At 29.5% G+C, this 26,226-nt stretch carries 28 protein-coding genes; 1 reads left to right on the top strand and 27 read right to left on the bottom strand.

What is annotated here, in order from left to right:
- Positions 1–4 precede the first annotated feature (4 nt).
- From ACZ5TJ_RS07175 to ACZ5TJ_RS07135, 9 genes are all read right to left on the bottom strand, one after another.
- Positions 5–766, bottom strand: coding sequence for an isoprenyl transferase (locus tag ACZ5TJ_RS07175; protein WP_464198302.1), 762 nt, complete (start codon positions 764–766; stop codon positions 5–7).
- Between the two features lie 63 nt (positions 767–829).
- The gene (gene frr / locus ACZ5TJ_RS07170) at positions 830–1,387 is read right to left on the bottom strand and encodes a ribosome recycling factor (RefSeq protein ID WP_055206431.1); all 558 of its coding nucleotides are present in this window, start codon (positions 1,385–1,387) and stop codon (positions 830–832) included.
- A 12-nt stretch (positions 1,388–1,399) separates the two neighbouring features.
- Complete coding sequence (pyrH, locus tag ACZ5TJ_RS07165; protein WP_039316051.1) at positions 1,400–2,110, bottom strand: UMP kinase; 711 nt, start codon at positions 2,108–2,110, stop codon at positions 1,400–1,402.
- An 82-nt stretch (positions 2,111–2,192) separates the two neighbouring features.
- Positions 2,193–3,101 (bottom strand): translation elongation factor Ts, encoded by a 909-nt coding sequence (gene tsf, locus ACZ5TJ_RS07160; protein ID WP_045725658.1) that lies wholly within the window; start codon positions 3,099–3,101, stop codon positions 2,193–2,195.
- Positions 3,102–3,193: 92 nt separating this feature from the next.
- Positions 3,194–3,895 carry a 30S ribosomal protein S2 gene (gene rpsB, locus ACZ5TJ_RS07155; RefSeq protein WP_039316055.1) on the bottom strand — a complete coding sequence of 234 codons (702 nt, stop codon included), beginning with the start codon at positions 3,893–3,895 and terminating at the stop codon, positions 3,194–3,196.
- Between the two features lie 218 nt (positions 3,896–4,113).
- On the bottom strand, positions 4,114–4,890 hold the full coding sequence (gene codY / locus ACZ5TJ_RS07150; protein ID WP_039316057.1) for a GTP-sensing pleiotropic transcriptional regulator CodY: 777 nt from the start codon (positions 4,888–4,890) through the stop codon (positions 4,114–4,116).
- A gap of 194 nt (positions 4,891–5,084) precedes the next feature.
- A complete protein-coding gene (gene topA, locus ACZ5TJ_RS07145) occupies positions 5,085–7,178 on the bottom strand; it encodes a type I DNA topoisomerase (RefSeq protein ID WP_464198295.1) in 2,094 nt (697 codons plus the stop codon).
- Positions 7,179–7,224: 46 nt separating this feature from the next.
- The gene (gene dprA, locus ACZ5TJ_RS07140; RefSeq protein WP_464198293.1) at positions 7,225–8,283 is read right to left on the bottom strand and encodes a DNA-processing protein DprA; all 1,059 of its coding nucleotides are present in this window, start codon (positions 8,281–8,283) and stop codon (positions 7,225–7,227) included.
- A 13-nt stretch (positions 8,284–8,296) separates the two neighbouring features.
- Positions 8,297–9,826, bottom strand: coding sequence for a YifB family Mg chelatase-like AAA ATPase (locus tag ACZ5TJ_RS07135; protein WP_464198291.1), 1,530 nt, complete (start codon positions 9,824–9,826; stop codon positions 8,297–8,299).
- Positions 9,827–9,938: 112 nt separating this feature from the next.
- Between ACZ5TJ_RS07135 and ACZ5TJ_RS07130 the strand changes: the two genes are divergently transcribed.
- Positions 9,939–10,304 carry a YraN family protein gene (locus ACZ5TJ_RS07130; RefSeq protein WP_464198289.1) on the top strand — a complete coding sequence of 122 codons (366 nt, stop codon included), beginning with the start codon at positions 9,939–9,941 and terminating at the stop codon, positions 10,302–10,304.
- A gap of 71 nt (positions 10,305–10,375) precedes the next feature.
- On the opposite strand, the gene ACZ5TJ_RS07125 is transcribed toward ACZ5TJ_RS07130, so the two are convergent.
- From ACZ5TJ_RS07125 to ACZ5TJ_RS07040, 18 genes are all read right to left on the bottom strand, one after another.
- Positions 10,376–11,182 carry a ribonuclease HII gene (locus ACZ5TJ_RS07125; RefSeq protein ID WP_464198287.1) on the bottom strand — a complete coding sequence of 269 codons (807 nt, stop codon included), beginning with the start codon at positions 11,180–11,182 and terminating at the stop codon, positions 10,376–10,378.
- Between the two features lie 18 nt (positions 11,183–11,200).
- Entirely contained in the window at positions 11,201–12,043 is an 843-nt protein-coding gene (gene ylqF, locus ACZ5TJ_RS07120; RefSeq protein WP_039316068.1) for a ribosome biogenesis GTPase YlqF, read from the bottom strand.
- Positions 12,044–12,157: 114 nt separating this feature from the next.
- Positions 12,158–12,505, bottom strand: a complete 348-nt coding sequence (gene rplS, locus ACZ5TJ_RS07115; protein ID WP_039316070.1) for a 50S ribosomal protein L19 — start codon at positions 12,503–12,505, stop codon at positions 12,158–12,160.
- Positions 12,506–12,624: 119 nt separating this feature from the next.
- On the bottom strand, positions 12,625–13,329 hold the full coding sequence (gene trmD, locus ACZ5TJ_RS07110; protein ID WP_055206418.1) for a tRNA (guanosine(37)-N1)-methyltransferase TrmD: 705 nt from the start codon (positions 13,327–13,329) through the stop codon (positions 12,625–12,627).
- Positions 13,319–13,816 (bottom strand): ribosome maturation factor RimM, encoded by a 498-nt coding sequence (rimM, locus tag ACZ5TJ_RS07105; protein ID WP_055207247.1) that lies wholly within the window; start codon positions 13,814–13,816, stop codon positions 13,319–13,321. Before rimM ends, trmD begins: the two co-directional genes overlap by 11 nt.
- A gap of 85 nt (positions 13,817–13,901) precedes the next feature.
- Positions 13,902–14,129: a KH domain-containing protein gene (locus ACZ5TJ_RS07100; protein ID WP_055206416.1), complete on the bottom strand. Its 228-nt coding sequence runs from the start codon at positions 14,127–14,129 to the stop codon at positions 13,902–13,904.
- Positions 14,130–14,179: 50 nt separating this feature from the next.
- On the bottom strand, positions 14,180–14,425 hold the full coding sequence (gene rpsP, locus ACZ5TJ_RS07095; RefSeq protein WP_039316076.1) for a 30S ribosomal protein S16: 246 nt from the start codon (positions 14,423–14,425) through the stop codon (positions 14,180–14,182).
- 34 nt (positions 14,426–14,459) lie between these two features.
- Positions 14,460–15,815 (bottom strand): signal recognition particle protein, encoded by a 1,356-nt coding sequence (gene ffh, locus ACZ5TJ_RS07090; RefSeq protein ID WP_464202232.1) that lies wholly within the window; start codon positions 15,813–15,815, stop codon positions 14,460–14,462.
- A gap of 18 nt (positions 15,816–15,833) precedes the next feature.
- The gene (locus ACZ5TJ_RS07085; RefSeq protein WP_039316080.1) at positions 15,834–16,163 is read right to left on the bottom strand and encodes a putative DNA-binding protein; all 330 of its coding nucleotides are present in this window, start codon (positions 16,161–16,163) and stop codon (positions 15,834–15,836) included.
- Between the two features lie 85 nt (positions 16,164–16,248).
- Complete coding sequence (gene ftsY, locus ACZ5TJ_RS07080; protein ID WP_464202231.1) at positions 16,249–17,166, bottom strand: signal recognition particle-docking protein FtsY; 918 nt, start codon at positions 17,164–17,166, stop codon at positions 16,249–16,251.
- Between the two features lie 28 nt (positions 17,167–17,194).
- Entirely contained in the window at positions 17,195–20,749 is a 3,555-nt protein-coding gene (smc, locus tag ACZ5TJ_RS07075) for a chromosome segregation protein SMC (protein ID WP_464202230.1), read from the bottom strand.
- A gap of 187 nt (positions 20,750–20,936) precedes the next feature.
- Entirely contained in the window at positions 20,937–21,959 is a 1,023-nt protein-coding gene (locus ACZ5TJ_RS07070) for an elongator complex protein 3 (RefSeq protein ID WP_464202229.1), read from the bottom strand.
- On the bottom strand, positions 21,952–22,650 hold the full coding sequence (rnc, locus tag ACZ5TJ_RS07065; protein ID WP_464202227.1) for a ribonuclease III: 699 nt from the start codon (positions 22,648–22,650) through the stop codon (positions 21,952–21,954). The genes ACZ5TJ_RS07070 and rnc overlap by 8 nt, the downstream gene beginning before the upstream one ends.
- Before the next feature lie 109 nt (positions 22,651–22,759).
- On the bottom strand, positions 22,760–22,990 hold the full coding sequence (acpP, locus tag ACZ5TJ_RS07060; protein ID WP_039316090.1) for an acyl carrier protein: 231 nt from the start codon (positions 22,988–22,990) through the stop codon (positions 22,760–22,762).
- Between the two features lie 80 nt (positions 22,991–23,070).
- The gene (gene plsX / locus ACZ5TJ_RS07055; protein WP_464202226.1) at positions 23,071–24,066 is read right to left on the bottom strand and encodes a phosphate acyltransferase PlsX; all 996 of its coding nucleotides are present in this window, start codon (positions 24,064–24,066) and stop codon (positions 23,071–23,073) included.
- A 58-nt stretch (positions 24,067–24,124) separates the two neighbouring features.
- Entirely contained in the window at positions 24,125–24,307 is a 183-nt protein-coding gene (rpmF, locus tag ACZ5TJ_RS07050) for a 50S ribosomal protein L32 (protein WP_039316094.1), read from the bottom strand.
- A gap of 2 nt (positions 24,308–24,309) precedes the next feature.
- Positions 24,310–24,816: a YceD family protein gene (locus ACZ5TJ_RS07045; RefSeq protein ID WP_464202292.1), complete on the bottom strand. Its 507-nt coding sequence runs from the start codon at positions 24,814–24,816 to the stop codon at positions 24,310–24,312.
- Between the two features lie 184 nt (positions 24,817–25,000).
- Complete coding sequence (locus ACZ5TJ_RS07040; protein ID WP_464202224.1) at positions 25,001–26,197, bottom strand: acetate/propionate family kinase; 1,197 nt, start codon at positions 26,195–26,197, stop codon at positions 25,001–25,003.
- Positions 26,198–26,226 lie beyond the last annotated feature (29 nt).

Below are 26,226 nucleotides of genomic sequence, written 5' to 3'. Positions count from 1 at the left end.
TCATTTATTTTACTCCACCAAATCTTCTATCTCTTCTTTGGAAATCATAAATTGCTCTATGAAGATCCTCTTCCTTAAAATCTGGCCAACAAATATCAGAGTACCAAAATTCTGAATAAGCACATTGCCATAATAGGAAGTTACTTAATCTTTGTTCTCCAGATGGTCTTATTATTATATCTGGATCTGGTACACCTTTTGTATAAAGATAGTTTTCCATAACTTCATCATTAATATCCTCTACATTAATATTGCCCTTTAATACTTCTTCTGAAATAGATTTTACTGCTCTTAAAATCTCATCTCTTCCACCATAATTTAGAGCAATATTCATTGTAATTCCTTTATTATTTTTTGTTTTATCTACAGATTTTTCTATTTCTTCTTGGCACTCTTTTGGTAATTTAGTTATATCACCTAAAACATTTATTTTAACGCCATTTTTATGTAGCTCATTAATTTCTTGTCTTAAATATTGTATAAGAAGTTTCATAAGTGCATTAACTTCTTCTTTAGGTCTTTTCCAATTTTCAGTTGAGAATGCATAAAGAGTCATATATTTTACGCCTAATTTATCTGCCTCTTTCAATACTCTACGAATGGTCTCAACTCCTGCTTTATGTCCCATTCTTCTTGGAAGATTTCTTTTCTTAGCCCATCTTCCATTACCATCCATAATAATTGCTATATGCTTAGGAATATTCTCCATATCAAGGCTTATTTCTTCATTGTCAGTAGTTTTTTCCCCTTTAAAAAACTTAAGCATGAGTTTCCCTCCCCGTTTTATCTTTAAATAAAAAACCTGCCAAAGAGCAGGTTTTTACTTAAATTAGATTGACATTATCTCTTTTTCTTTTGCTTCTATTAATTTGTCTACTTCTTTAACAAATTTATCTACAACTTTTTGGATATCATCTTCTGACTTTTTCATTTCGTCTTCAGTTAATTCTCCATCTTTCTTTAATGCCTTTACTTTATCATTTGAATCTCTTCTAATTGATCTTAAAGCTATCTTTGAATCTTCTCCAGCTTTTTTAACATTTTTAACAAGATTTTTTCTTGTTTCTTCTGTTAATTCTGGTATTATTAATCTTATTATAGCACCATCATTTGAAGGATTTAATCCTAGATCTGATGTAAGAATAGCTTTTTCTATTTCTTTTAATAATGTTGTTTCCCAAGGAGTTATTTGAAGAACTCTTGGTTCTGGAGCTGATATATTAGCTACTTGATTTAATGGACACATACTTCCATAATATTCAACTTGTATTCTGTCAAGCATAGTTGGATTAGCTCTTCCAGCTTTCATAGTTGATAAATCTGATTGTAAAACATTAATTGTTTTTTTCATTTTTTCTTCAGCATTTTTTAAAATGTCTTTAACCATAAAATATCCTCCTTATTTTGAAACTAATGTTCCGATTTTTTCACCAGTAATAGCCTTTTGGATATTTCCTGCTTCATCTAATCCAAACACTAATATTGGAATTTCATTATCCATACATAAAGAAGTTGCTGTTGAATCCATTACTTGTAATCCTTGTTCTAAAACTTCTATATATGTTAGTGTATCATATTTTTGCGCATCTGAATACTTATGAGGGTCTTTATTATAAACTCCATCAACTTTTTTAGCTAAAAGAATTACGTCTGCTTCAATTTCAGCTGCTCTTAAAGCTGCTGTAGTATCAGTTGAGAAATAAGGGTTACCAGTACCAGCTGCAAATATTACAACTCTACCCTTTTCTAAATGTCTCATAGCTCTTCTTCTTATAAATGGCTCTGCAACTTCTTTCATTTCAATAGCAGTTAAAACTCTAGTGTCTACACCTACTTGTTCTAATGAATCTTGTAGTGCTAAGGCATTTATACATGTAGCCATCATACCCATGTAATCAGCAGTTGTTCTGTCCATTCCTTCACCGCTTCTACCTCTCCAGATGTTTCCGCCACCTACTACGCAACCGACTTCAACACCAGCATCAATAAGTTGTTTTATTTCTAAAGAAATTCTTTTTGCTACATTAAAATCTAATCCATATCCATTAGTTCCAGCTAATGCTTCACCAGATAATTTTAGTATTACTCTCTTATATTTACATTCTGCCATTAATAATCCCTCCAAATATTCACTATTTTTTCAAAAAAAGAGAACACAAAGTGTTCTCTTTTGTGACTATGTGGTTAAACCACTATTTTCCCATTTGTCTTGCTACTTCTTCAGCAAAGTTTTCTTCTTTCTTTTCGATTCCTTCGCCTCTTTCGAATCTAACAAACTTAGTTATAGTCATTGGAGCACCAGCTTCTTTTGACTTTTCTTCAACTAATTTAGTGATAGTCTTGTCACCATCTTTAACCCAAACTTGGTCAACTAAGCAAACTTCTTTGAAGTACTTTTGGATTCTTCCCATAACCATTTTTTCAACGATCTTTTCTGGTTTTCCTTCATTTAAAGCTTGAACTCTGTAGATTTCTTTTTCTTTTTCTAAAGCTTCTTGATCTACTGAATCTCTATTTAAGAATAATGGGTTTGCAGCAGCAACTTGCATACATACTTCTTTAGCTACTTCTGAAGCAACATCAGCGTTTCCTTCAGTTGAAACTTCAACTAAAACTCCGATTCTTCCGCCACCGTGGATGTAGCTTTCGATTGCACCATTTTCTAATGATAATCTTTCGAATCTTCTAACTGTCATGTTTTCTCCAAGCTTAGCAACTAAAGCTGTAAGAGTTTCTTGTACAGTAGCATCTCCCATTTTTTCGTTTAATAATTCTTCTACAGTTTCTACTGAAGTGTTAGCTACTAATTCAGCTACTTTTTCAGCGAATGAAACGAATTCTTCATTTGCAGCAACGAAGTCAGTTTCGCAGTTAACTTCTACTATTGAAGCAGTTTTCTTATCTTCTGAAACGTAAGTCTTAACTATACCTTCAGCAGCTATTCTTCCAGCTTTCTTAGCAGCAGCAGCTAATCCCTTTTCTCTTAATACTTCGATAGCTTTTTCTATATCTCCATTAGTTTCTGTTAAAGCCTTTTTGCAGTCCATCATACCTGCTCCAGTCTTTTCTCTTAATTCCTTAACTGATTTTGCAGTAATCATTTAAAATTCCTCCTTATTTATATAAAGTAACCCTTATCATTAGGGTAAAAGGTAAATGAAGTTTAACCTTCACCTACCTTTTCACTCTGATATTATTCAGCTATTTGTTCACCTTGTCTTCCTTCGATGATAGCGTCTGCCATCTTAGCAGCTATTAATTTAACCGCTCTTATAGCATCGTCATTTCCTGGGATTACGTAGTCAACTTCTTCTGGGTCACAGTTAGTATCTACGATAGCTACTACTGGTATTCCTAATATCTTAGCTTCTGAAATAGCATTCTTTTCTTTTCTTGGGTCTACAACGAACATAGCTCCGATGTTTGAAGCGTCTAAGTTCTTGATACCGCCAAGGTTCTTTTCAAGCTTTTCCATTTCGCCTTTTAATTTTATAACTTCTTTCTTAGGAAGAACGTCAAATGTTCCGTCTTCTTGCATTGTTTCTAAGTTTTCAAGTCTGTTAATTCTAGTCTTAATAGTCTTGAAGTTTGTTAACATACCACCTAACCATCTGTTGTTAACGAAGTGCATGTTTGATCTTATAGCTTCTTCTTTTATAGCTTCTTGAGCTTGCTTTTTAGTTCCAACGAAAAGGATGTCTTTTCCTTCTTCTGAAACTTCTCTTAAGAAGTTGTAAGCTTCTTCAGCCTTTTTAACTGTTTTTTGAAGATCTATTATATAGATTCCATTTCTTTCTGTGAAGATGTATGGAGCCATTTTAGGGTTCCATCTTCTTGTTTGGTGTCCGAAATGTACACCAGCTTCTAATAATTGTTTCATTGATATTACTGACATTTTGTTACCTCCTGGTTTTTTCCTCCACTGTCTGCATACTTGTAAGAAACCTTAATAAATTAAGGACCTATCTTGCAAACAAAACAGTGTGTGTATTTTGTTACCTATGATAGTATAACACAAGCTTTTTAGGCTATCAACATAATTTTATATTTTTTTCATTTTTTTATGAAAAAATATAACGAGTGATTAAAAATCTAATCACTCGTTATTATAGCCTATTTTATTTTCTTTAATTCATCAATTAACTTATCATTTAATATTCTTATGTGTGTTCCCTTCATTCCAAGAGATCTTGACTCAATCACTCCAGCACTTTCAAACTTTCTTAAGGCATTTACTATAACACTTCTTGTTATACCAACCTTATCTGCAATTTTTGATGCTACAAGTAATCCTTCGTTTCCATCAAGTTCATTAAATATGTGCTCTACAGCTTCTAATTCTGAATATGATAAAGTACCTATTGCAAGTTGAACTACAGCTTTCTTTCTTGTTTCTTCTGCTAATTCTTCTTGTTTTGCTCTTAACATTTCCATTCCTACTATAGTTGCACTATATTCACATAAAACTAAATCATCATCAGTAAATGACTCATTAAATCTAGCTAAAAGAAGTGTACCTATTCTTTCTCTATTTCCTATAATAGGAACTATAGTTGAAAGCTTGTCTGATGTATCACATACACCTACACCTTCAAATACACATTCTCCTTTATTAGGCAAGTTTGATAAAGTTTCAGTAACCTTTAAAAGTTTTTCATTATACTCATTTGGGAATTTCTTATCCTCAAGAACTTTTTGCTTCATAATAGCACATTCAAATTTCTCTGAAAAACTATGTCCGATAATTTTACCTCTTCTACTTACAATGTACACATTACATTGAAGTACATCGCTTAAAAGTTCACAAATATCTTCAAAAGCTACTGCTTCAGTACCTGATTTTTGTAATATTTTATTTAATCTTCTAGTCTTATTTAGTAGTGATGACATTAAAAATCCTCCCTGATAACTAACAAATTTCAGATTCATATTGCCATTTGTTATAATATTCAAAATAGTTATAATTTTTTAACAAATCCGTAATACTAGTACAGTTTATCATACTAAATAATCTATTTCAACAATATTGTCATTTTTTTCGACAAATAGAATTGCTTAATGTCATTTATCACCACTTAATTAAACTATTCTTTATTTTCTTCCTTCTCAGTCTTAATTTCTTCTCTATGCTTACATTCACTATTTGAACATTCTAAATAATCACCATTTTTCTTAGAATATTTTTTAACCATATAAGAATTACATTCTGGACATTTCTTTTCAACAGGTTCATTCCAACTTATAAAGTCACATTCTGGATAAGCTGAACATCCATAAAATCTCTTTCCTTTTTTACTTCTCTTTGCTAAAACTTTGCTACCACACTTAGGACAAGGTGCTTTTATTTCTTCAACAATTGGTTTAGCGTTTTTACATTCTGGATATCCAGGACATGCAAGGAATTTACCATAACGTCCTCTTTTTATTACCATCATTCTTCCACACTTATCACATGGAACATCACTTACTTCATCTTCTATTACTACTTTAGCCATTTCTTTTTCAGCTTTTTCTAAGTCATGTTTTAATGGTTCAAAGAATTCTCCAACAACTTTTTTCCATTCAATTTCACCATCTTCAATATGGTCTAAATTTCTTTCCATACTAGCTGTGAAATCGACATCAGCAATTTGTTTAAAGTATTCACATATTATGTTATTTACTATAAACCCTAATTCTGTTGGAACTAAGTTTTTCTTTTCTCTTTGAACATAATCTCTACTTAATATTGTAGAAATTGTAGGAACATAAGTACTTGGTCTTCCTATTCCTTTTTCCTCTAATAATTTAACAAATGATGCTTCTGTATATCTTGCAGGTGGTTGAGTAAAATGTTGTTTACCTTCTAGTGATGCAGCACTTAAAACTTCACCTTCTGAAAGTTCTGGAAGAGATGTTTCATCTTCTTCACTTATTGCATATTCATAAATTTTCATAAATCCATCAAATTTTATTGTAGATCCACTAGCTTTGAATTTATAATCTCCATTTAATATAGTTATTGAATTTGTATTTAATACACATGATGCCATTTGTGAAGAAACGAATCTTTTCCATATAAGAGTATATAACTTATATTGTTCTGGAGTTAGATTTTTCTTTGCAACTTCTGGTGTAATTTCAATATTTGTAGGTCTTATAGCTTCATGGGCATCTTGTATATTTTTCTTACCCTTGTAATTTCTAAATTCTTCAGGTGCATACTCACTTCCATAATTATTTAATATAAATTCTCTAGCACTTTCTTGTGCTTCTTTTGATATTCTAACTGAATCTGTTCTCATATAAGTTATAAGGCCGACTGTACCATAACCTTTAACTTCAACACCTTCATATAAACCTTGTGCAACTGACATTGTTTTCTTAGTCATAAAGTTTAACTTTTTACTAGCTTCTTGTTGAAGTGTACTAGTTGTAAATGGAGCCATAGGATTCTTTACCTTGCTTCCACTTTTAATTTCTTTAATTAAAAAATTATCTTTATCTAAAGCATTTATAACATTATTTGTTTCATCTTCATTTTTAAGTTCTATCTTTTTATTTTTATATGTTGAAAGTTTTATTGGGAATTTTTTTCTTCCTTTTTTTAAATAACAATCAACTGTCCAATATTCTTCTGGAATAAATTTTTTAATCTCTTCTTCTCTTTCACAAATAAGTTTAAGCGCTGCTGATTGTACTCTACCTGCACTTAATCCCCATTTTACATTTTTCCAAAGAATTGGACTTATTTCATAACCAACAAGTCTATCTAATATTCTTCTTGCTTGTTGTGCATCAACTAAGTCTTGATTTATTTTTCTAGCATTTTTTATTGAACTTTTAACTGCACTTTTTGTAATTTCGTTAAAAACTATTCTACAGTCTTCATTTTCATCAATCTTTAATAGATTTGCTAAATGCCATGATATAGCTTCACCTTCACGGTCAGGGTCGGTTGCAAGATAAATTTTATCTGCTTTCTTAGCTGCTTTTCTAAGACTTTTAAGAAGTTCGCCTTTACCCCTTATTGTTATATATTTTGGCTCAAAGTTATTATCTATATCAACACCTAACTTACTTTTAGGCAAATCTCTAACGTGTCCCATTGAGGCTTCAACAATATAATTCTTTCCTAAATATTTTCCTATTGTTTTTGCTTTTGCTGGTGACTCAACTATTACTAATTTTTGGCCCATAACTAACTCCATTATTTATACTCTGGAGTTATTCACCCCCTTAAACTTACGTTACTCTGGCATAATAATTGCCAGGTAGACTTATAATTTGACTTTTAGTTTGCAGTTCAAATAATAAACCATATAAAGTATTTCTGTCAACCTGTGATTTGGTAAATATATCATCAATATGCATTGGTTCATCAGTTATTATTTGTAAAATTTTATTTTTATAAGGTTTATTTTCACTATTATCTACATTACTACTATCTATTCCTAATAGCAAATATAAATCTTCCATTGATGTATATAAATTAGCTCCATCTTTTATCAAAAGGTTTGCTCCATATCCAGATTCAGAAAAGATTGGTTGTGGTACTACAATCACTTCTTTTCCTTGATCTAATGCACAATTTACAGTTATCAATGAACCACTCTTTTTAGTTGCTTCTGTTACAACTATTATTTCTGATAATCCACTAATTATTCTATTTCTTCTTGGAAAGTTATAAGAATATGGTTTAGTACCTGGTAAAAACTCTGAAATTATAAGCCCTTTTTCCTCTATATTTTTAAATAAATTTTTATTTCTATAAGGATAAACTATATCAATTCCACATCCTAAAACAGCTATAGTATCTCCACTATTTTTTAATGTTTCATCGTGTGCTACAGTATCTATTCCTAATGCACCGCCACTTACTACACAAATATCATTTTTAGCTAATTCTTTAGCTATGACTCTTGTCGCACGTTCCCCATATATACTGTTTTTTCTTGATCCAACTATCGCTACTCTTCTTTTATTTAATAAATCTATATTACCTTTATAAAATATTACATATGGTGGCTCTGATATTTTTCTTAAGGAACTTGGATACTTACTATCTTTTATAGAAATAAAACCTATTCCATTTAATTTCAAATTTTCTTCAAGCTTTAAAGCCTTCTCTAAAATTGTATATTTATTTTCTTCATTTATAGTCTTATACTTTTTTAAATATACCTTTGTAATTTCCTCAAAGTTATCAAATATTTCTTTTTCATCAGAAAAAATACTTAGTAATTTTATTTTCTGTAAATTAGTACATTCTACTAACATTAACCATAATATATATTTTTTCATTTGTCCACCTCTCTTATATTATTTCACCATTTGAATCTTTTCTATAGCTTATAGCTTCAAGCACATGATTAACATTTATATCCTTTGATTTTTCTAAGTCAGCAATAGTTCTTGCAACCTTAATTACCTTTCCATATCCTCTTATTGAAGGGTTATTCGTTTCAAAATAATTTTCTAATAAACTTCTAGCTTCTCTAGATATTGTGCAAAGCTTAAATATATCTTTTCCGTTTATATCAGAATTACATTTATAGGATGTTCCTTTTAATCTATCTTCTTGTATTTTCCTAGCTTCTATAACTTTTTCTCTTATCTTTTCACTTTCTCCCCTGTTATCTATTTGTTTTAATTCATCAAATTTTAAAAGGGGAACATAATTAAACATATCAATTCTATCTTTTAATGCTTTAGAAAGTCTTTTTTGATACCTTCTTACTTCTAAATCACTACATTTACACTTATCATTTTCATAACCTAAAATAGACTTTTGACCGCATGGACACGGATTGTATGAACCAATTAGCTGAAATCTGCTTGGAAGTTCCACTCTTTCATTTATTCTATCTATTCTAACCATTCCATCTTCTAGAGGCACTCTTAAAACTTCTAAAACCTCTTTTTTAAATTCTAATATTTCATCTAAATAAAGCACTCCATTATGTGCAAGTGTTATTTCGCCAGCTTTTATATCCTTGCCTCCACCAATTAAAGCAACTTTTGTTATAGTATTATGTGGTTGCCTAAATGGAATACTTATTTTTTTATATGTATCCATCATTCCACTTATTGAGTATATTTTCGCAACTTCAACTTTTTCTTCTTCATTAAGAGGTGGTAATATTGATGTAAAAGCTTTAGCAAGCATAGTTTTTCCTGACCCCGGATTACCATATAATATAATATTGTGCCTACCTGCAGCTGCTACTTCAAGAGCTCTTTTTGATGAATATTGTCCTATTATAGAATCAAAGTTAGATTCAAATTCTATTTCATTTTCATTATTATTATTTTTAAATTCTAATGGTAATAAATCTTGAAAATTTATATAATCCACTGCATCTTTTAAGCTATTTAGCGAGAAAATATTTCCTTTACATAATTTGTACGCTTCATCTTCATTTTCATCTGGAATAATAAAATTATCTATTCCTTCATCAATTCCACTTAAAATAATTGGTATTATTCCTCTACTCTTTTTTAGCTTTCCACTTAAAGATAATTCCCCAACTAATATAAAGTTTTCTAAATCTTTTTTGCTTATTTGTTTAGATTCAATAAGAATACCTATAGCTATTGGAAGATCTAATAAAGTTCCTATTTTTTTAATATCTGCTGGAGCTAAATTTATAATTATTCTTCCAAGTGGAAATTCAAATCCTGAGTTTATAATAGCAGCTCTTACTCTTTCTTTTGCTTCTCTTACAGATGCATCTGCAAGTCCTACAATTGCAAAGCTTGGTAAACCTTTTGTAATATCTACCTCTACATTTATAAGGAAACTATTTATCCCTATATGAGTTGCACTTTTTATATTTACAGCCATCTTAAATCACCTCATATTGCATTATTAACAATAAAAAAATTTTTTAATCACACTTACTATGTAAAAAATTTCTAATACATGTTAATAATTAAATTAGAGGTGAAAAATATATATGAAAAAATATAATAAAGCTATTGGGTATTATGGAGAAGATTTAGCTTCTTCTTATTTAATTAATAAAGGATATAAAATAATAGATCGTAATTTTTCTAATAGATTTGGTGAAATAGATATAATATGCTCTAAAGAAGATATACTTGTTTTTGTAGAAGTTAAAAGTAGGTATAATAAAACATTCGGCTTAGGAATTGATTCTATATCTTATTCTAAAGTTAAAAACATAAAAAAATTAACAAAATATTTTCTACTAAATAATAAATTCAATGATTATTTTATTAGATTTGACGTAATTGAAGTTTATTTAAATTACAATAATTCATCTAATAAAATTATTCATACTAAAGATGCTTTTAGATAAAGCATCTATTTTTTTATTAAAAAAAATAGTAATAGCTTAAATGCTATTACTATTTTGTAAATTTTAATTAATTATAATATATTTCTTAAAAAACTCATTCTATGAATTTCTGTTGCACCATGTTCCTTTATTGCATCAACATGTTTTTTTGCTCCATATCCAACATTATTTTCAAAGCCATACTCTGGATATTTTTTAGCATATTCTTTCATTAAATTATCTCTATATACCTTTGCTATAATAGAAGCTGCTGCAATAGATGCGCTTTTTGTATCACCTTTTATCACGCATTTATTTTCAATTTCTATACCTCTAACTTTATATCCATCTGATAAAACAATATTTGGGCATTCTTTAAGACCATCAACTGCCTTTAAAAATACATCATTGTTACAAAAACCGATGCCTTTTTCATCTATTTCATCATTTGAACATTCAGTAATTTTATAAGCTATAGCTTTTTCTTTTATTATAACTGAAAGTTCTTCTCTTTTCTTTTCCGATAACTTTTTAGAGTCATTTAAGTAAAGTATCATCTCATCATCTAAACAGCTTAAATCAAGTATTACAGCTGCTGATACTATAGGTCCTGCAAGAGGTCCTCTACCAACTTCATCAACCCCAGCTAGAAGGCTTCCCCTTGCAAATTCTCTGTCAAAGTCATACATCTTTCTGACTCTTTTTATTTCATCTTCTAATTTTTTCTTTTCTTTTAATATTTTATTTCCAAGACTTTGAACATTTTTTCTTTTATCACCTAAAAGAAGTTCACTTAAAGCTAATATATCTTTATTGTTTAAATCTATATTTATCTTATCAAATTCTTCTTTTATAAGTTTATAACTCATATTGCTTAAATCCATATGTAGAAGCTCCATAAATTCCCTCCATAATCCTTAAGGTCTTTCTAGTGATATATTACCTATCTTTCCACCTCTGAATTCATCTAGTAAAATAACAGCTATTCTGTTATAGTCTATTTCTCTACCTTTCATTATTGCACCTCTTTTTATTGCAATAGCGTCAAGTGTTTCTAATGGATTTTCAAATACAGTATCAATCTTATATCTTTCCATTAATTTTTCTGGATAAAATTCTTGTAATCTTTCTACTAATTTGTAAGCTAACTCTTCTATATCCATTATTTCGTCTTTTATAGCTCCTGTAAATGCAAGATTTAAAGCAGTCTCATCATCTTGGAATTTTGGCCATAAAACACCTGGAGTATCTAATAGTTCTATATCCATGCTTGTTTTTATCCATTGTTTATTTTTTGTAACCCCAGGTCTATCTCCAGTTTTAGCTATATTATTTCTAGCCATTTTGTTTATAAATGTTGATTTACCTACGTTAGGTATTCCAACTACCATAACTCTTGTTACTATCTTCTTTAGACCTTTATTTTTTAATCTATCATGCTTTTCTTTTAAAAGTTCATTAAGTGCTGGCTTTATTTTTTGAAGTCCTGAACCTTTTAAACAATTAACTTCTATAGCACTTACATTTTCTTTAGTTAAATATTTCATCCACTCTTTAGTAACTCTACTTTCAGTTAAATCACTTTTGTTTAAAAGTATTAGTCTTGGTTTGTTTCCAACTAACTTTTCTATATCTGGGTTTGCAGAACTTCTAGGAATTCTTGCATCTCTAATTTCTATAACTGCATCTACAAGTTTTAAATTGTCTTTAATTTCTCTTTGAGTTTTTTTCATATGCCCTGGGAACCAATTAATTGCCATAAAAATTCCTCCTTTTACTTATAATTTTTATCTAAAAACAAATTATATAAACATCTTTTAATTTATGTGAATTAAAAAAAGAGGCTTAGTTACAAGCCTCTTCTTTATGGTTAATTATTTTAATAATTCTTTAACCTTAGCAGCCTTACCTACTCTATCTCTTAAGTAGAATAACTTAGCTCTTCTTACTTTACCTCTTCTAGTAACTTCGATCTTTTGGATCATTGGTGCGTTCATTGGGAAAGTCTTTTCAACTCCTGTACCGTAAGCTAATCTTCTTACAGTGAAAGTTTCTCTTAAACCACCGTTTTGTTTCTTTATAACAGTTCCTTCGAATACTTGGATTCTTTCTCTGTTACCTTCTTTTATTAATTGGTGAACTTTTACATTGTCCCCAACGTTGAAGCTTGGTAAATCAGTTCTGATTTGTTCTTGTTCTATTGCTCTTAAAATTTCGTTCATTGTGTATTCCTCCTAAATATAATTTGACGTTCATTCCGAAGCTAAAATTCAGAAGAGGAGCGCCCGTACTAACACAAAGCATATTCTAACATAAAATAAATATTATTGCAATAAATTATTTATTTTAGTAATTTTTTATCTTCTTTTGTTAATTCTATTTTTTCAAATAAGTCTGGTCTTCTCTCTTTAGTTATAAGTAACGATTCTTTTCTTCTCCATTTTCTTATGTTTTCATGATGACCTGAAAGTAAAACTTCTGGAACTTTCAAACCTTCAAACTCTTCTGGTCTTGTATATTGTGGATATTCTAAAAGACCATCTGAAAAAGATTCATCCATAAAGCTTTCTTCTTTTCCAAGCACTCCTGGATTTAATCTTAATATTGAATCTATTACTGGAATTGCAGCCATTTCTCCACCTGTAAGTATAAAATCACCAAGTGAAACTTCCATATCAATATAATTGTATGCTCTTTCATCAATACCTTCATAATGGCCGCATACAAATATAAGTTCATCTTCTTTAGCTAGTTCTTTTGCTAAAGCATGATTAAATGTTTTTCCTCTAGGACCTAAAAAAACAACTTTTCCTTTATTATTTTTCTTACATTCTCTTATTGTATCGATAACAGGTTGTGGTGACATAACCATTCCAGCTCCACCACCATATGGATAGTCATCTACTTTATTATGCTTATTTTTTGTATAATCTCTTATGTTTAAGCACTCAATATTAACTATACCTTTTTCCTTAGCTTTTCCTATTATGCTATGATTAAATATAGAGAACATTTCTGGGAAAAGAGTTATTATACTAATCTTCATCTTGCCATTCTCCTACAGGTCTTATAATTATCTTTTCTTCATCTAAATTTATTTCTAATACGATTTCTTTTAATACAGGGATTAATAATTCCTTAGGTTTTCTTATCCAATATACATCATTATTTTTAGTTTCTATAACATCATATATTGGTCCTAAATCCTTACCTTCTGTATCATATACATGTATTCCTATAAGATCTTTAACATAGAATGTATCTTCAGGAAGCTCAGGTTCTCTTTCTCTTGGTACTTGGATTAATTTATTTTTGAATTTTTCTGCTTCTTCAATTGAATCTATACCTTCAAGTTTTAAAATAACTCTATCTTTTTGAAATTTAACACTTTGAATTTCTCTTTCTACTCCATCTATAAATACAGTTCCATATCTTTTGTAGTTATTAACATCTGAAGTTTCTGGCATAACCTTAACTTCACCTTTTAATCCATGAGTGTTTACTATTTTACCAACTCTAAAGAATTCCATAATTATTCTCACCTCTTTTTTATAATTGTCAAAGTTCTCTTATTTATTCTTAATTATTATAAAAAGAGTTAGGACAGGCCTAACTCTTTTAAATAATTTCAACTACTACTCTTTTTTCTTCTTTTATTGCTGCAGCCTTTACTACGGTTCTAATAGCTTTCGCTATTCTTCCCTGTTTCCCAATAACTTTTCCCATGTCATCTGGATTAACCCTAAGTTCAAGTATAATTGAATCTTCTTTAGAAACTTCAGTTACACTTACATCTTCTGGCTTATCCACTAGAGATTTTGCTATTATTTCAACTAATTCTTTCATAAGGATTCCTGCATATAGTAATAACTATTTGCAGTATTCACCTCCTAAAATTACTTGTTTAGGCCTGCCTTTGTGAAAAGCTTCTTAACTACGTCTGTTGGTTGAGCACCATTTTGTAGCCATTTGTTAGCTTTTTCTTCGTTGATTTTTATTTCAACTGGGTTTGAAACTGGATTGTAGTATCCGATTTCTTCGATGAATCTTCCATCTCTTGGGCTTCTTGAGTCAGCAACTACTACTCTGTAGAAAGGTGCTTTCTTAGCTCCCATTCTTCTTAATCTTATCTTTACTGCCATTTAAATTCACCTCCTTTAAAGGATAATTTTTATATTAACTCATAAAGGGCAATTTTCCTAGGAGACCTTTTTTAGCTCCTTTTTGAAATGACTTCATTTGTTTCATATTCTTTTTCATCATTTCATATCCTTTGATAAGTTTATTAACATCTTGGATTGTTGAACCTGAACCTTTTGCTATTCTCTTCTTTCTTGAAGAATTCCCAATTACAAGTGATGGATTTCTTCTTTCTTTTAATGTCATTGAAAGAATTATAGCTTTCATTTTTTCCATTTGTTTTTGACCTTGTGCAAAGTCAACGCCTTGTAATTCTTTTGAATTAACTCCTGGCATCATTTCTAATATCTTATTTAATGGTCCAAGCTTTTTCATTTGTTCCATTGCTGTAAGATAATCTTCAAAATTAAGTCCTTGGTTTAACATTTTCTTTGTAAAATCAGCTGCTTCTTCTTCATCAATTGCAGATTGAGCTTTTTCTATAAGAGATAATACATCTCCCATTCCAAGTATTCTTGATGCCATTCTATCTGGATGGAACACTTCAAAATCATTCATCTTTTCACCGACACCAATGAATTTTATTGGTTTTTCAGTTATAGATTTTATTGAAAGTGCAGCCCCACCTCTAGTATCACCATCAAGCTTTGTTAAGATAACTCCTGTTACATCAAGGTCCTTATTAAAACTTTCTGCAACATTTACTGCATCTTGACCAGTCATTGAATCTACTACAAGTAAAATCTCTGATGGATTCGCAATTTCTTTTACATCTTTTAATTCTTGCATTAAGCCTTCGTCTATATGTAATCTTCCGGCTGTATCTATAATAACTACATTATTACCATTATCTTTTGCATGTTGTATAGAAGCTTTTGCAATATCAACTGCTTTAACCTTGTCTCCCATTGAGAATACTGGTATATCTATTTGTTTTCCTACAACTTCTAACTGTTTAATAGCTGCAGGTCTATAAATATCACATGCTACAAGTAGTGGTTTCTTGTTATTTTTTCTAAGGTTTAAAGCTAGTTTACCACACATTGTTGTTTTACCAGCACCTTGAAGTCCTACAAGCATTATAACTGTTAATCCACTGCTTGAATAATTAATTTTGCTTTCGCTTCCTCCCATAAGGTCTGTAAGTTCATCGTTAACTATTTTAATAACTTGTTGCCCTGGTGTCAAGCTTTCTAACACATCACTTCCGACACATTTTTCACTTACACTTTTAACAAACTTTTTTACTACTTTATAGTTAACATCTGCTTCTAATAAAGCAAGTTTTACTTCCCTCATAGCTTCTTTTATATCTTTTTCATTAAGTCTTCCTTTACCTTTTAATTTCTTAAAGGTATTTTGAAGCTTTTCTGATAATCCCTCAAAAGCCATATTAAACCTCCTAATGTATTATAAATCTTCTAGTTCTTTCTTTAGCATATCATACTCTTCATCAGAAATAGAATACTTTTTGCTAATTTTTTTTAGAAGTTTTATAATTTTCTCTTCACGATTCATACTCTTTTGAAGTAAGTTTAATTTACTTTCATAGGATAAAAGTTGTTTATAGCATCTTTTAATTAAATCATGAATTGCTTGACGACTTGTGCTTGTTAATTCAGCTATTTCTGCTAAGGATAAATCATCATCAAAATATAATTCCATGATATTTCTTTGCTTTTCAGTTAATAATGGTTTGTAAAAATCCATTAATAATGAAATCTCGACCCTATCTTCCATCATATAATCACCTTACCCACAAAAGAGATATTAACAGAATTTTTTAAAGGTGTCAAGCATTTTTACTTAACACCTTTAAAACTTTTTAAAATAATGCTTCAGCAAAGCTTTCTGCATCAAATTTTTGAAGATCATCAATACCTTCTCCAACCCCTATATACTTAACAGGTATGTTTAATGCTTGCTTTATTGATATTACAACTCCACCTTTTGCTGTTCCATCTAATTTAGTTAAAATTATTCCGTCTATAGGACATACTTCCATAAACTGCTTAGCTTGTATAACAGCATTTTGTCCTGTTGTTCCATCTAATACTAAAAGTGTTTGCTTTTTAGCTTCACTATATTCTCTATCAATTATTCTATTTATTTTTTCAAGCTCATTCATTAAGTTTTTCTTATTATGAAGTCTACCTGCAGTATCACATATTAAAAGGTCTACCCCTCTAGCCTTAGCTGCTTGAACTGCATCAAACACTACAGCTCCTGGATCTGATCCTTCGTTTTGTTTTACTATATCAACATCTGCTCTATTACTCCAAACTTCTAATTGGTCAATGGCTGCTGCTCTAAATGTATCTGCAGCTGCAAGTAATACTTTTTTACCTTCATTTTTATTTTTAGCTGCAAGTTTACCTATTGATGTTGTTTTTCCAACTCCATTAACACCAATTACAAGTAAAACTTCTTTTTGATTGTTTTCTTCCTCTTCATTTTCTTCATCACCTTCAAGAAGCATATCTTTTATTACTTCTTTTAATGCTGGTTTTACCATTTGAGGATCATTTATTTTTTCTTTTCTTATTTTCTTCTTTAATCTGTCTATAATTTCAACAGTTGTATCCATACCTATATCTGATATTATAAGAATTTCTTCTAATTCTTCATATAAATCATCATCAATAGATACCGCTAGATTAAGCGCTTCATTAATTTTATCTTGTAATCCATCTCTTGTTTTAGTTAATCCTGTTTTTAACTTATCAAATAATTTTCCAAACATATTAAGTCCTCCTAAATACTCTTTCAATCTATTTACTTAAATCAACAGATACTACCTTAGATATCCCTTTCTCTTCCATAGTAACACCATACATTACATCACTAACTTCCATAGTTCCCTTTCTATGTGTTATTACTATAAATTGAATATTATCTGAAAATTTCTTTAAAAATTCTGCATATCTATATACATTAGCATCATCTAGTGCGGCTTCTATTTCATCTAATATACAAAATGGAGTAGGCTTCATTTTAAGTATACCAAAAAGAAGTGCTATAGCAGATAAAACTTTTTCTCCACCAGACATAAGATTTATATTTTGAAGTTTTTTACCTGGTGGCATAACATTTATTTCAATGTTTGCTGTAAGTTCATCTCCTTCTCCTAATATAAGTTCTGCACTACCGCCTTTGAATAATTCTTTAAAAGTTTCATTAAAGTTTTTATTTAAAACTTTAAAATTATCTTTAAATAAAACTTTCATCTTAGAAGTCATTTCTTCTATAACAGAAATTAATTCAGCCTTTGCCTTTTCTAAATCTTCCTCTTGAGTTGTCATAAAAGAGAATTTTTCACTTACTTCTTCATATTCAGATATAGCTGCAAGATTTACTGTTCCAAGTGCTGTTATTCTTCTTTTAATTGAGGTTATTTCTTCTTTAAATCTATCTAAATTATTTATAGGTACTGCAATTTCTAGAGCTTCTACATAAGTTAGATCCATCTCTTCATTAAGCTTTTTATAGTAATTTTCAATTTCCATTTCACTTTTTGCTTTAAGGATCTCTCTTCTATTAAGCTCTCCTTCTTCTTTATTTATTATTTCTCTAATTTCTGTAATTAAACTATCACTTTTTCTAAATTCTTCTTTTAGTGATGCTTTTTTAACTTCATCTTCTTTAAATATATTTTTAAGTTCTTCAATTCTTTTTGTATTATTTTCAATCTTTTCTTTACTAAGTTTTATGTCAAGCTTACTCTTTTCTATACCTTCTAAGCTTTCAGAATTCTCTTTATGAATATTTTTAAGCTTAGTATCACTTTCTCTAAGTCCAACATCTTTTCTATTAATATCATTAACCTTATTCAATATAGATTCTTTCATTGAAGCTTTCTTTATTTTATGTTCAGTTAAATTATTTTTAAGTATTTCTATTTTTTCCTTTTCATCTTCTAAAATCTTTTCAAGTTCTACTTCTCTTTCTTTATTAGATGAATTTTTATCCCAAAGTTTATTTAAATCATCTTCATAAATTTTAAGTTTTTCATCAAAAGATTTTATTTCAGCATCTATAGTATTTCTTTCTTTTTCAGACATTTCTTTAGAATTTTTAAGTTTGTTAATCTCATTTTCTAAATTTGAAAGTTCATTTTTATCTGTTGCTATTTCTATTTTAATACTATGTGCTTTATCTGTATTATTTAAAATTAATTCATCAATAGACTTTCTTTCATTTTTTATATCTTCTATTTCTTTATTAATTTCTTCTATTTTTTCTTTTCCAATTATTATTTTGTTTTGAAGGTCTTCTATTTCTCTTTTTCTACTTAAAATGTTTGAAGTTTTTCCTTTTATACTACCACCAGTTAATGCACCACCTGCATTTAATACTTCTCCATCTAAAGTAACTATTCTATTTTTGTAAGCTGTAACTTTTGCAATATTAAATGCACTATCCATATCTTTTGCAATTATCGTTCTTCCAAGTGAATAGTCAATTATTTTTGTGTATTTTTCATCAAAACTTATTATTTCAGATGCTATTCCTAAATATCCTGGAATTTTCTTAACATTATCATTTAAAGAAAGTCTTTTTCCATTTATTATGTTAAGAGGAAGGAAAGTAACTCTTCCAAGCTTAGTTTTCTTTAAATAATTTATTAAATCTTTAGCAACCTTTTCAGTTTCAGTTATAACATTTGAAATTGATGCACCAAGTGCAGTTTCAATTGCCATTTCATATCCTTTAGGAACTTCAAACACTTCACCTAAAACCTTTATTCCTTTAGTATGAGGCGCTTCATTTTTCTCTACTTTATCCATTAAGTTTTTAAGAGATCTATTATATCCTTCGTATTGATTTTCTAGATCCTCAAGCATTGATTTATTAGCTTCAAGCTTACTTACAGATATATTGCATCCTCTACCTTCGGCTTCCTTCTTAGAAAGGTTTGTATTAAGTTTATTTAACTTTTGCTTGCTTAATATAATATCTTTTTTTATAATTTCAAATTCTTTTTCTTCTGATTCTATTTTAAGTGAAAGTCCATTTATGCTTGCTTTACTTATATTTATGTTATTTGAAATATTAAGAAGTATTTCATCTATCTTTTCTTTTCTTTCTTCTTTAGCTTTAATACTACTATTTATTTCTGTAATCTTATTTTTTATATTTGAATTGCCTCTTAATAGTTCTAATTCACTATTTTTTAAGTTTTTAAGTTCTTTTTCAAAATCACTTATTTTTAAGTTTAGATTTTCATTTTCTTTTTCTAATCTTATTACTTCTTCTTCTAAAAGTTTTTCTTCTTGTTCTTTCTCATCTAACTCTTTAGTTATAAGTTCTTTTTCTTTTTTTATGTCAACAATTTTTTTATTTAAACCAAACTCTTCAAACTTATTTTTTTCTAAAATACTATTTAAATTATTTATTCTTTCATTAAATAATTCTATATCACTATTTGCTTTTGTAATTTCTTCTTTTTTAGTAAAGTATTCAAACTTTTCATCAGTTGTTTTTTGTTCTAACTCCTCAAGTTTAGCTTCAATTTTCTTTAAAGCCTCTCTTTTAGATGTTAATTCTTCTCTTTTTAAAGATAATTCTTTTTCTCTTTTATTAAGATCTTCATTAAATACTTTTAAATCTTCTTCAATAATTTTTATATTACTTACAATTAATGATACTTCTTTTTCTTTTAAATCAGTTGATAAATCTTTAAACTTTAATGCTTTCTCTCTTTCAACTCTTAAAGGCTCTAATCTTTCTTCATAAGTAGATATTATGTCTCTTATTCTAACTAAATTTTCATCTGTATTAGAAAGTTTCTTTTCTGCCTCATTTTTTCTCCATTTATATTTAACTATACCTGCAGCCTCTTCAAGCAATGCTCTTCTGTCTTCAGGTCTTCCGCTTAGTATAGCTTCTATTTTACCTTGTCCTATTAATGAATACCCTTCTTTACCAATACCAGTGTCCATAAAAAGGTTATTTATATCCTTTAATCTACATTTATTGTTGTTTAATAAATACTCAGTTTCTCCAGATCTAAATATTCTTCTAGTTACAGTTACTTCATTATAATCAGTTTGAAGTACGTTATCTGAATTATCTAAAGTAAGTGAAACTTGTGCAAGTCCTACTGGTTTTCTATATTGAGTTCCAGCAAAAATTACATCTTCCATCTTACCTCCTCTTAAAGTTTTTACACTTTGTTCTCCAAGTACCCATCTTACAGCATCTGATATATTACTTTTACCACTACCATTTGGTCCTACAACAGCTGTAACACCATTTTTAAACTTTAATTCTGTTTTATCTGCAAAGGATTTAAATCCTCTTAATTCTAACGATTTTAAAACCAATCATTCCACTCCTTACACTATATAAATATTGGTATTAAGGATACTAGAAATACTACAACTAATAGTATTGCAAGACAGATTTGCATCTTTTCCCTTGTTTTCTTTCTCATATCAATCACCTCTAAAATATAAGTTTATATTAATTCTTCTAAATTTCAACAAAACGAGAGTTTCCTCCCGCTTTGTCTTAAATAAGTATTTCTTTTTCTTTATCTTCTTTAAGAATTAATTTTCCTCTAGAAACTTCATTAGTTACAGTTACTTTTATATCGTATCCTTCACTTTTAAGTTTATTAAAATAGATTTTTTTGTTTGCATAAAGCTTACTTAAATCTTTATTATTTATTAAAAGCTCAAAACTTTTACCATTTGCATTTTCTCTTATAGAATCTGCTATTAAACTTCCTTGAACTAATTCTCTAAATGCAGGATGGAAAGGTCCTGCTATTATATCTTTTCCTGTGTTTATAGTTTCTGTAGGTTGTAGACCTATTCTAATAACATTTACTCCTTTATCATTAAACATTGTAAATATATTTTTACTTACATCTACAGCTTTTTCTAATGTATATGGAGTATATTCTCCTCTGTTATACATTATTTCCATAGGAGTATCCTTTATAACTAATGAAGGGTATATTCTAAGTAACTCAGGTTCCATACTTAATGAATCAATTGCACTTTTTATATCCTTTTCTTCTGTTGATTTTGGAAGTCCAGGCATTAATTGATGTCCTAAAGTTATTCCATACTTTTTAATAAGCTTAGAAGCATTTTTTACATCTTCTGCAGTATGACCTCTTCCTGCTGCAACTAAAACTTCATCATCTAGTGATTGTATTCCAAGTTCAATTATATCAACATCATACTCTTTTAAATAAGTTAATATATAATCATTTATATAGTCTGGTCTCGTAGACATTCTTATCTTTTGTACAATGCCTAAATCTTTATATTTCTTTGCAACCTTTAAAAGTTCTCTTTGTTTTTCTTCTCTTATAGCTGTAAAAGTTCCTCCAAAGAAAGAAACTTCTATAGTCGCATCTTTATTTTCTATAGTCTCATAATACTCATTTATTATATTTTCTACCTTTTCTCCATCTACTTTATCCTTTACTCCTGTTATTCTGTCTTGATTACAAAATACACAGTTATGAGGACAACCTTCATGAGGTACAAATATAGGTATTATATAATGACTTTTACTCATTGATTACCTCCAGTTTTTTAAGAGCCTGTTTAGCTGAAGCTTGTTCTGCTTCCTTTTTAGAAAATCCTTCTCCTTCACCCATAGTTTCATTATTTATAACTACCTTTGTAAAGAATTTTCTTCTATGAGGTGGACCTTCAAACTTAATTAATTCATAAGTTATGCTTACCTCCCCATCCTTTTGAAGATGTTCTTGTAATTTAGTCTTAAAATCAAGAACTATTTTATTTTCTATAGCTTTATTTATTATATCTTTAAAATGGTCTAATATAAATGCTCTTGTAAATTCTAAGCCCTTATCTAAATAAATAGCAGCAATAACAGCTTCAACTGCATCAGCTTGTATTGATGTTCTATTTCTTCCACCTGTAAGTTCCTCACCTTTGCTCATTCTTATATATGATCCTAAATTTAATGACTTTGCAATTTCAAAAAGAGAATTTTCACATACTATAAGACTTCTTATTTTTGTAAGTTCTCCTTCTGCTTTATCTTTATAATTAGTATACAAATATTCTGTTATACATAATTGAAGTACTGAATCCCCTAAAAATTCTAGTCTTTCATTGTATTCTGTATCTTTATATTGGTTTGCAAATGAGCTATGTGTTAGGGCTGTTTTTAAATAACTCAGATTTGTGAAATTTACTTTAAGAGCTTCTTCAAACTCTCTTAGCTTTGCTTTATTCATTTTATACACTCCTCTAAGTTTATTTTTCAGTTTGCTCCTTTAAACAAATTCAAGAATAAACTACTTAATAATAATAAATATAAAATCCCGCCTTTAGTGCGGGATTTTACTATTCTTCAACATGGTTCTTTACGTATTCTACTACATCTCCAACTGTTTTGAATCCCTCAACATCTTCGTCTGGAATTTCCATATCTAATTCATCTTCAAGCGCCATGATTAATTCAACTATATCTAATGAATCTGCATTTAAATCATCAATGAATGATGCATCTTGAGTAATTTCGCTTGGATCCACGCTTAACTTTTCAGCTATAATTTCTTGAATCTTTTCAAACATATTATCACCTCCTATATCCTTCCTTTAGATAATATTATATATTAAATGTACAGTCAATATTCTATAATAATAAAATTAAATTATTTTACTTCTAGTTCATTCTTTATTTTATCTATAACTTTTCCTTCATAGAATATTCTAGTTTGTTTTATAGCATTTTTAAATGCTCTATCATCAGAACTTCCATGAGCCTTTATACAAATACCATCTACGCCTAAGAAAGGAGCTCCCCCAACTTCTTTGTAGTCAAATTTAACTTTTAAACTTTTAAATACTGGTTTTAGTAACATAGCTCCTAGTTTTGGAAGGAATGAAGCTCCCATGATCTCATCTTTTATGATGCCAAGTAAATTCATAGCAGCACCTTCATAAAGTTTAAGTGCAGTATTACCTACAAATCCATCACAAACAAGAACGTCAACTTCTCCTGTTGGAATTTCTCTTGGTTCTACATTTCCAACAAAATTTAATGCTTCTTCCTTTAAAAGCTTATGTGTTTCTTTTGTTAAATCATTACCTTTTTCTTCTTCTGCTCCAATATTTATAAGTCCTACTGTTGGGTTTTCTTTATTAAATACACTTTCATAATAAATCTTTCCCATTTTAGCAAATTGAACAAGGTAATTTGGTTTACAATCAACATTTGCACCTGCATCAACAATCATAAACTTTCCTCTTCTACCTGGCATAATAGGAGCAAGTGCTGGTCTTTCAACACCTTTTATTCTACCAACTATAAGTGTACATCCTGCTAAAAATGCTCCTGTACTACCACCTGAAATTATAGCATCGCACTCTTTATTTTTAACTAAATTAAGAGCTTTAACTATACTTGATTCTTTTTTTCTTCTAAGTGCCATTACAGGATGTTCATTTGTTCCTATAACTTCTTTAGCATCGATTACTTTAACTCTATCTTTTGGATAATCATGTTTTGCAAGTTCTTTTAAAATTTTCTCTTCTGGTCCTGTTATATATATTTCAATATCACTGTATTCCTTTAAAGCCTCAACAGCACCATCAACAACTGCCATAGGTGCATTATCGCCACCCATTCCGTCTATCGCTATTTTCAAATTAAACTCACCCCTTTTTTCCTTATATATAAAGAAAAGAAAGTCATAAGACTTTCTTTTATTCTTCTGAAGATACTACTTCTTTACCATTATAATATCCGCAGCTCTTGCACACTCTGTGAGCTAATTTCATTTCGTGGCATTGTGGACATTCGATTATTCCTGGTAAGCTCGCTTTAAAAGTTTGAGCTCTTCTTGAATCTCTCTTTGCTCTATATGTTTTTCTTGCTGGATTTCCCATGCTTACACCTCCTTATTTTCTAGCAGAGCCTTAAGGCCTGCTAACCTAACGTCAACATCTACATTATCACATGTACATATCTCTCTGTTTAAGTTTTTACCACAATTGTGGCATAAGCCCTTGCAGTCAGTGCTACAAAGTCTCTTAATTGGTAAGGTTGAAATTATTTCTCTTTCAACAAAATCTGTGATGTCTAATTCATCACTCTTTACAAATATTACATCACTATCTGTAGTTTCGTCAATACTCGTAAACCTTTCTTCTATTTCAAAATCTATTGGATAGATAAAGGTATCTAAACATCTTGAACAAGTAACTTTAAGCTTTGTTTTAACTCTTAAGTTAAGTACAAGCTCACTTTCCTTTGAAGTTATTACACCATCAACTGAAACCTTCTCTACTGGTTTCATTAAGTCACCTTCAAAGTGAAACTCTTTCATTTCAAATTCATAGTTAATACTTTTACTTCTTTCTCTTCTAGAGAAAAAACTAGAAATTTGTAGTTTCATAATCTTCATGCTCTGGATCTATTCTCCTCATGTCATCTTAAAATATGACACATTATGACCATGTTTACAGCCATAGCTCGAGCGAAAGCGCTTTTTTCACCCCTTAGCTTAAATATTTACTGAACAAACACAATTTATTATATAAAGGGGGACATAAAAAGTCAAGAAAATTTATTAATATTTGCTAATTTATTAATTCTAATGTTTCTTTAGCAATCATTAACTCTTCATTTGTAGCTATAACGTAAGCTTTTACTCTTGAATCATCTGTTGATATTTCATTGATATCAGCTCTTATAGCATTCTTTTCTTTGTCTAATTTAACTCCTAGGAATTCTAAACCTTCTAAAACTCCTTCTCTAGTTTCGATTGAGTTTTCTCCTATACCTGCTGTAAACACAATAACATCAACTCCACCCATAGCAGCAGCATAAGCTCCTATTTGTTTCTTAATGCTATAGAAGAATACGTCTTTAGTAAGTATAGCTCTTTCTTCTTTTCTATCAAAAGCAGCATCACGGATATCTCTAAAGTCTGAGCTTAATTCTGATATTCCAAGTAATCCTGATTTTTTGTTAAGCATTGTGTTAACTTCTTCTGAAGTATATCCTAATTCATTGATTAAGTATGTCACAATAGCAGGGTCTATGTTACCTGATCTTGTACCCATAACTATTCCTTCAAGTGGAGTGAATCCCATTGAAGTATCAACTGACTTACCACCATCTACAGCAGTTAATGAACCACCATTACCTAAGTGACAAGTTATTATTTTTAAATCTTCTATATTTTCATCCATAACTTCAGCAACTTTTCTTGAAACGTACTTGTGTGAAGTTCCGTGGAATCCATATCTTCTTATACCGTGTTTTTGATATAATTCATATGGTATAGCATATGTAAATGCTTTAGCTGGCATTGTTTGGTGGAATGCTGTATCAAATACAACAGCCATTGGTGTATTTGGCATTAAAGCTTTGCATGCATTTATTCCGATTATATTTGGTGGGTTGTGAAGTGGTGCAAGTTTTACACATTCTTCTAAGTAGTTCATTACTTCATCATCAACTAATACTGATTTTGAATATTTTTCTCCCCCGTGTACTACTCTGTGTCCAACAGCTGAAATTTCATCCATTGATTTTATAACACCATGTGTTTCATCAACTAATGCATCTAAAACAAGCTTTATTGCATCTTGGTGATCTTTCATAGATTGTTCTATTATATACTTATCTCTTCCTTCAACTTTTTGAGTAAGAATTGATCCTTCAATACCTATTCTTTCAACTAGACCTTGAGCTAGTACTCCTTCATTTTCCATGTTTATTAATTGATATTTTAATGAAGAACTTCCGCAATTTATTACTAAAATTTTCATCTTGAAAACTCCCTTCAAACCTCATGTGA

This window comes from Clostridium budayi (assembly GCF_055396605.1).
The sequence above is the reverse complement of the archived record's forward strand: the minus strand, read 5'-3'. Positions and strand labels throughout refer to the sequence as shown.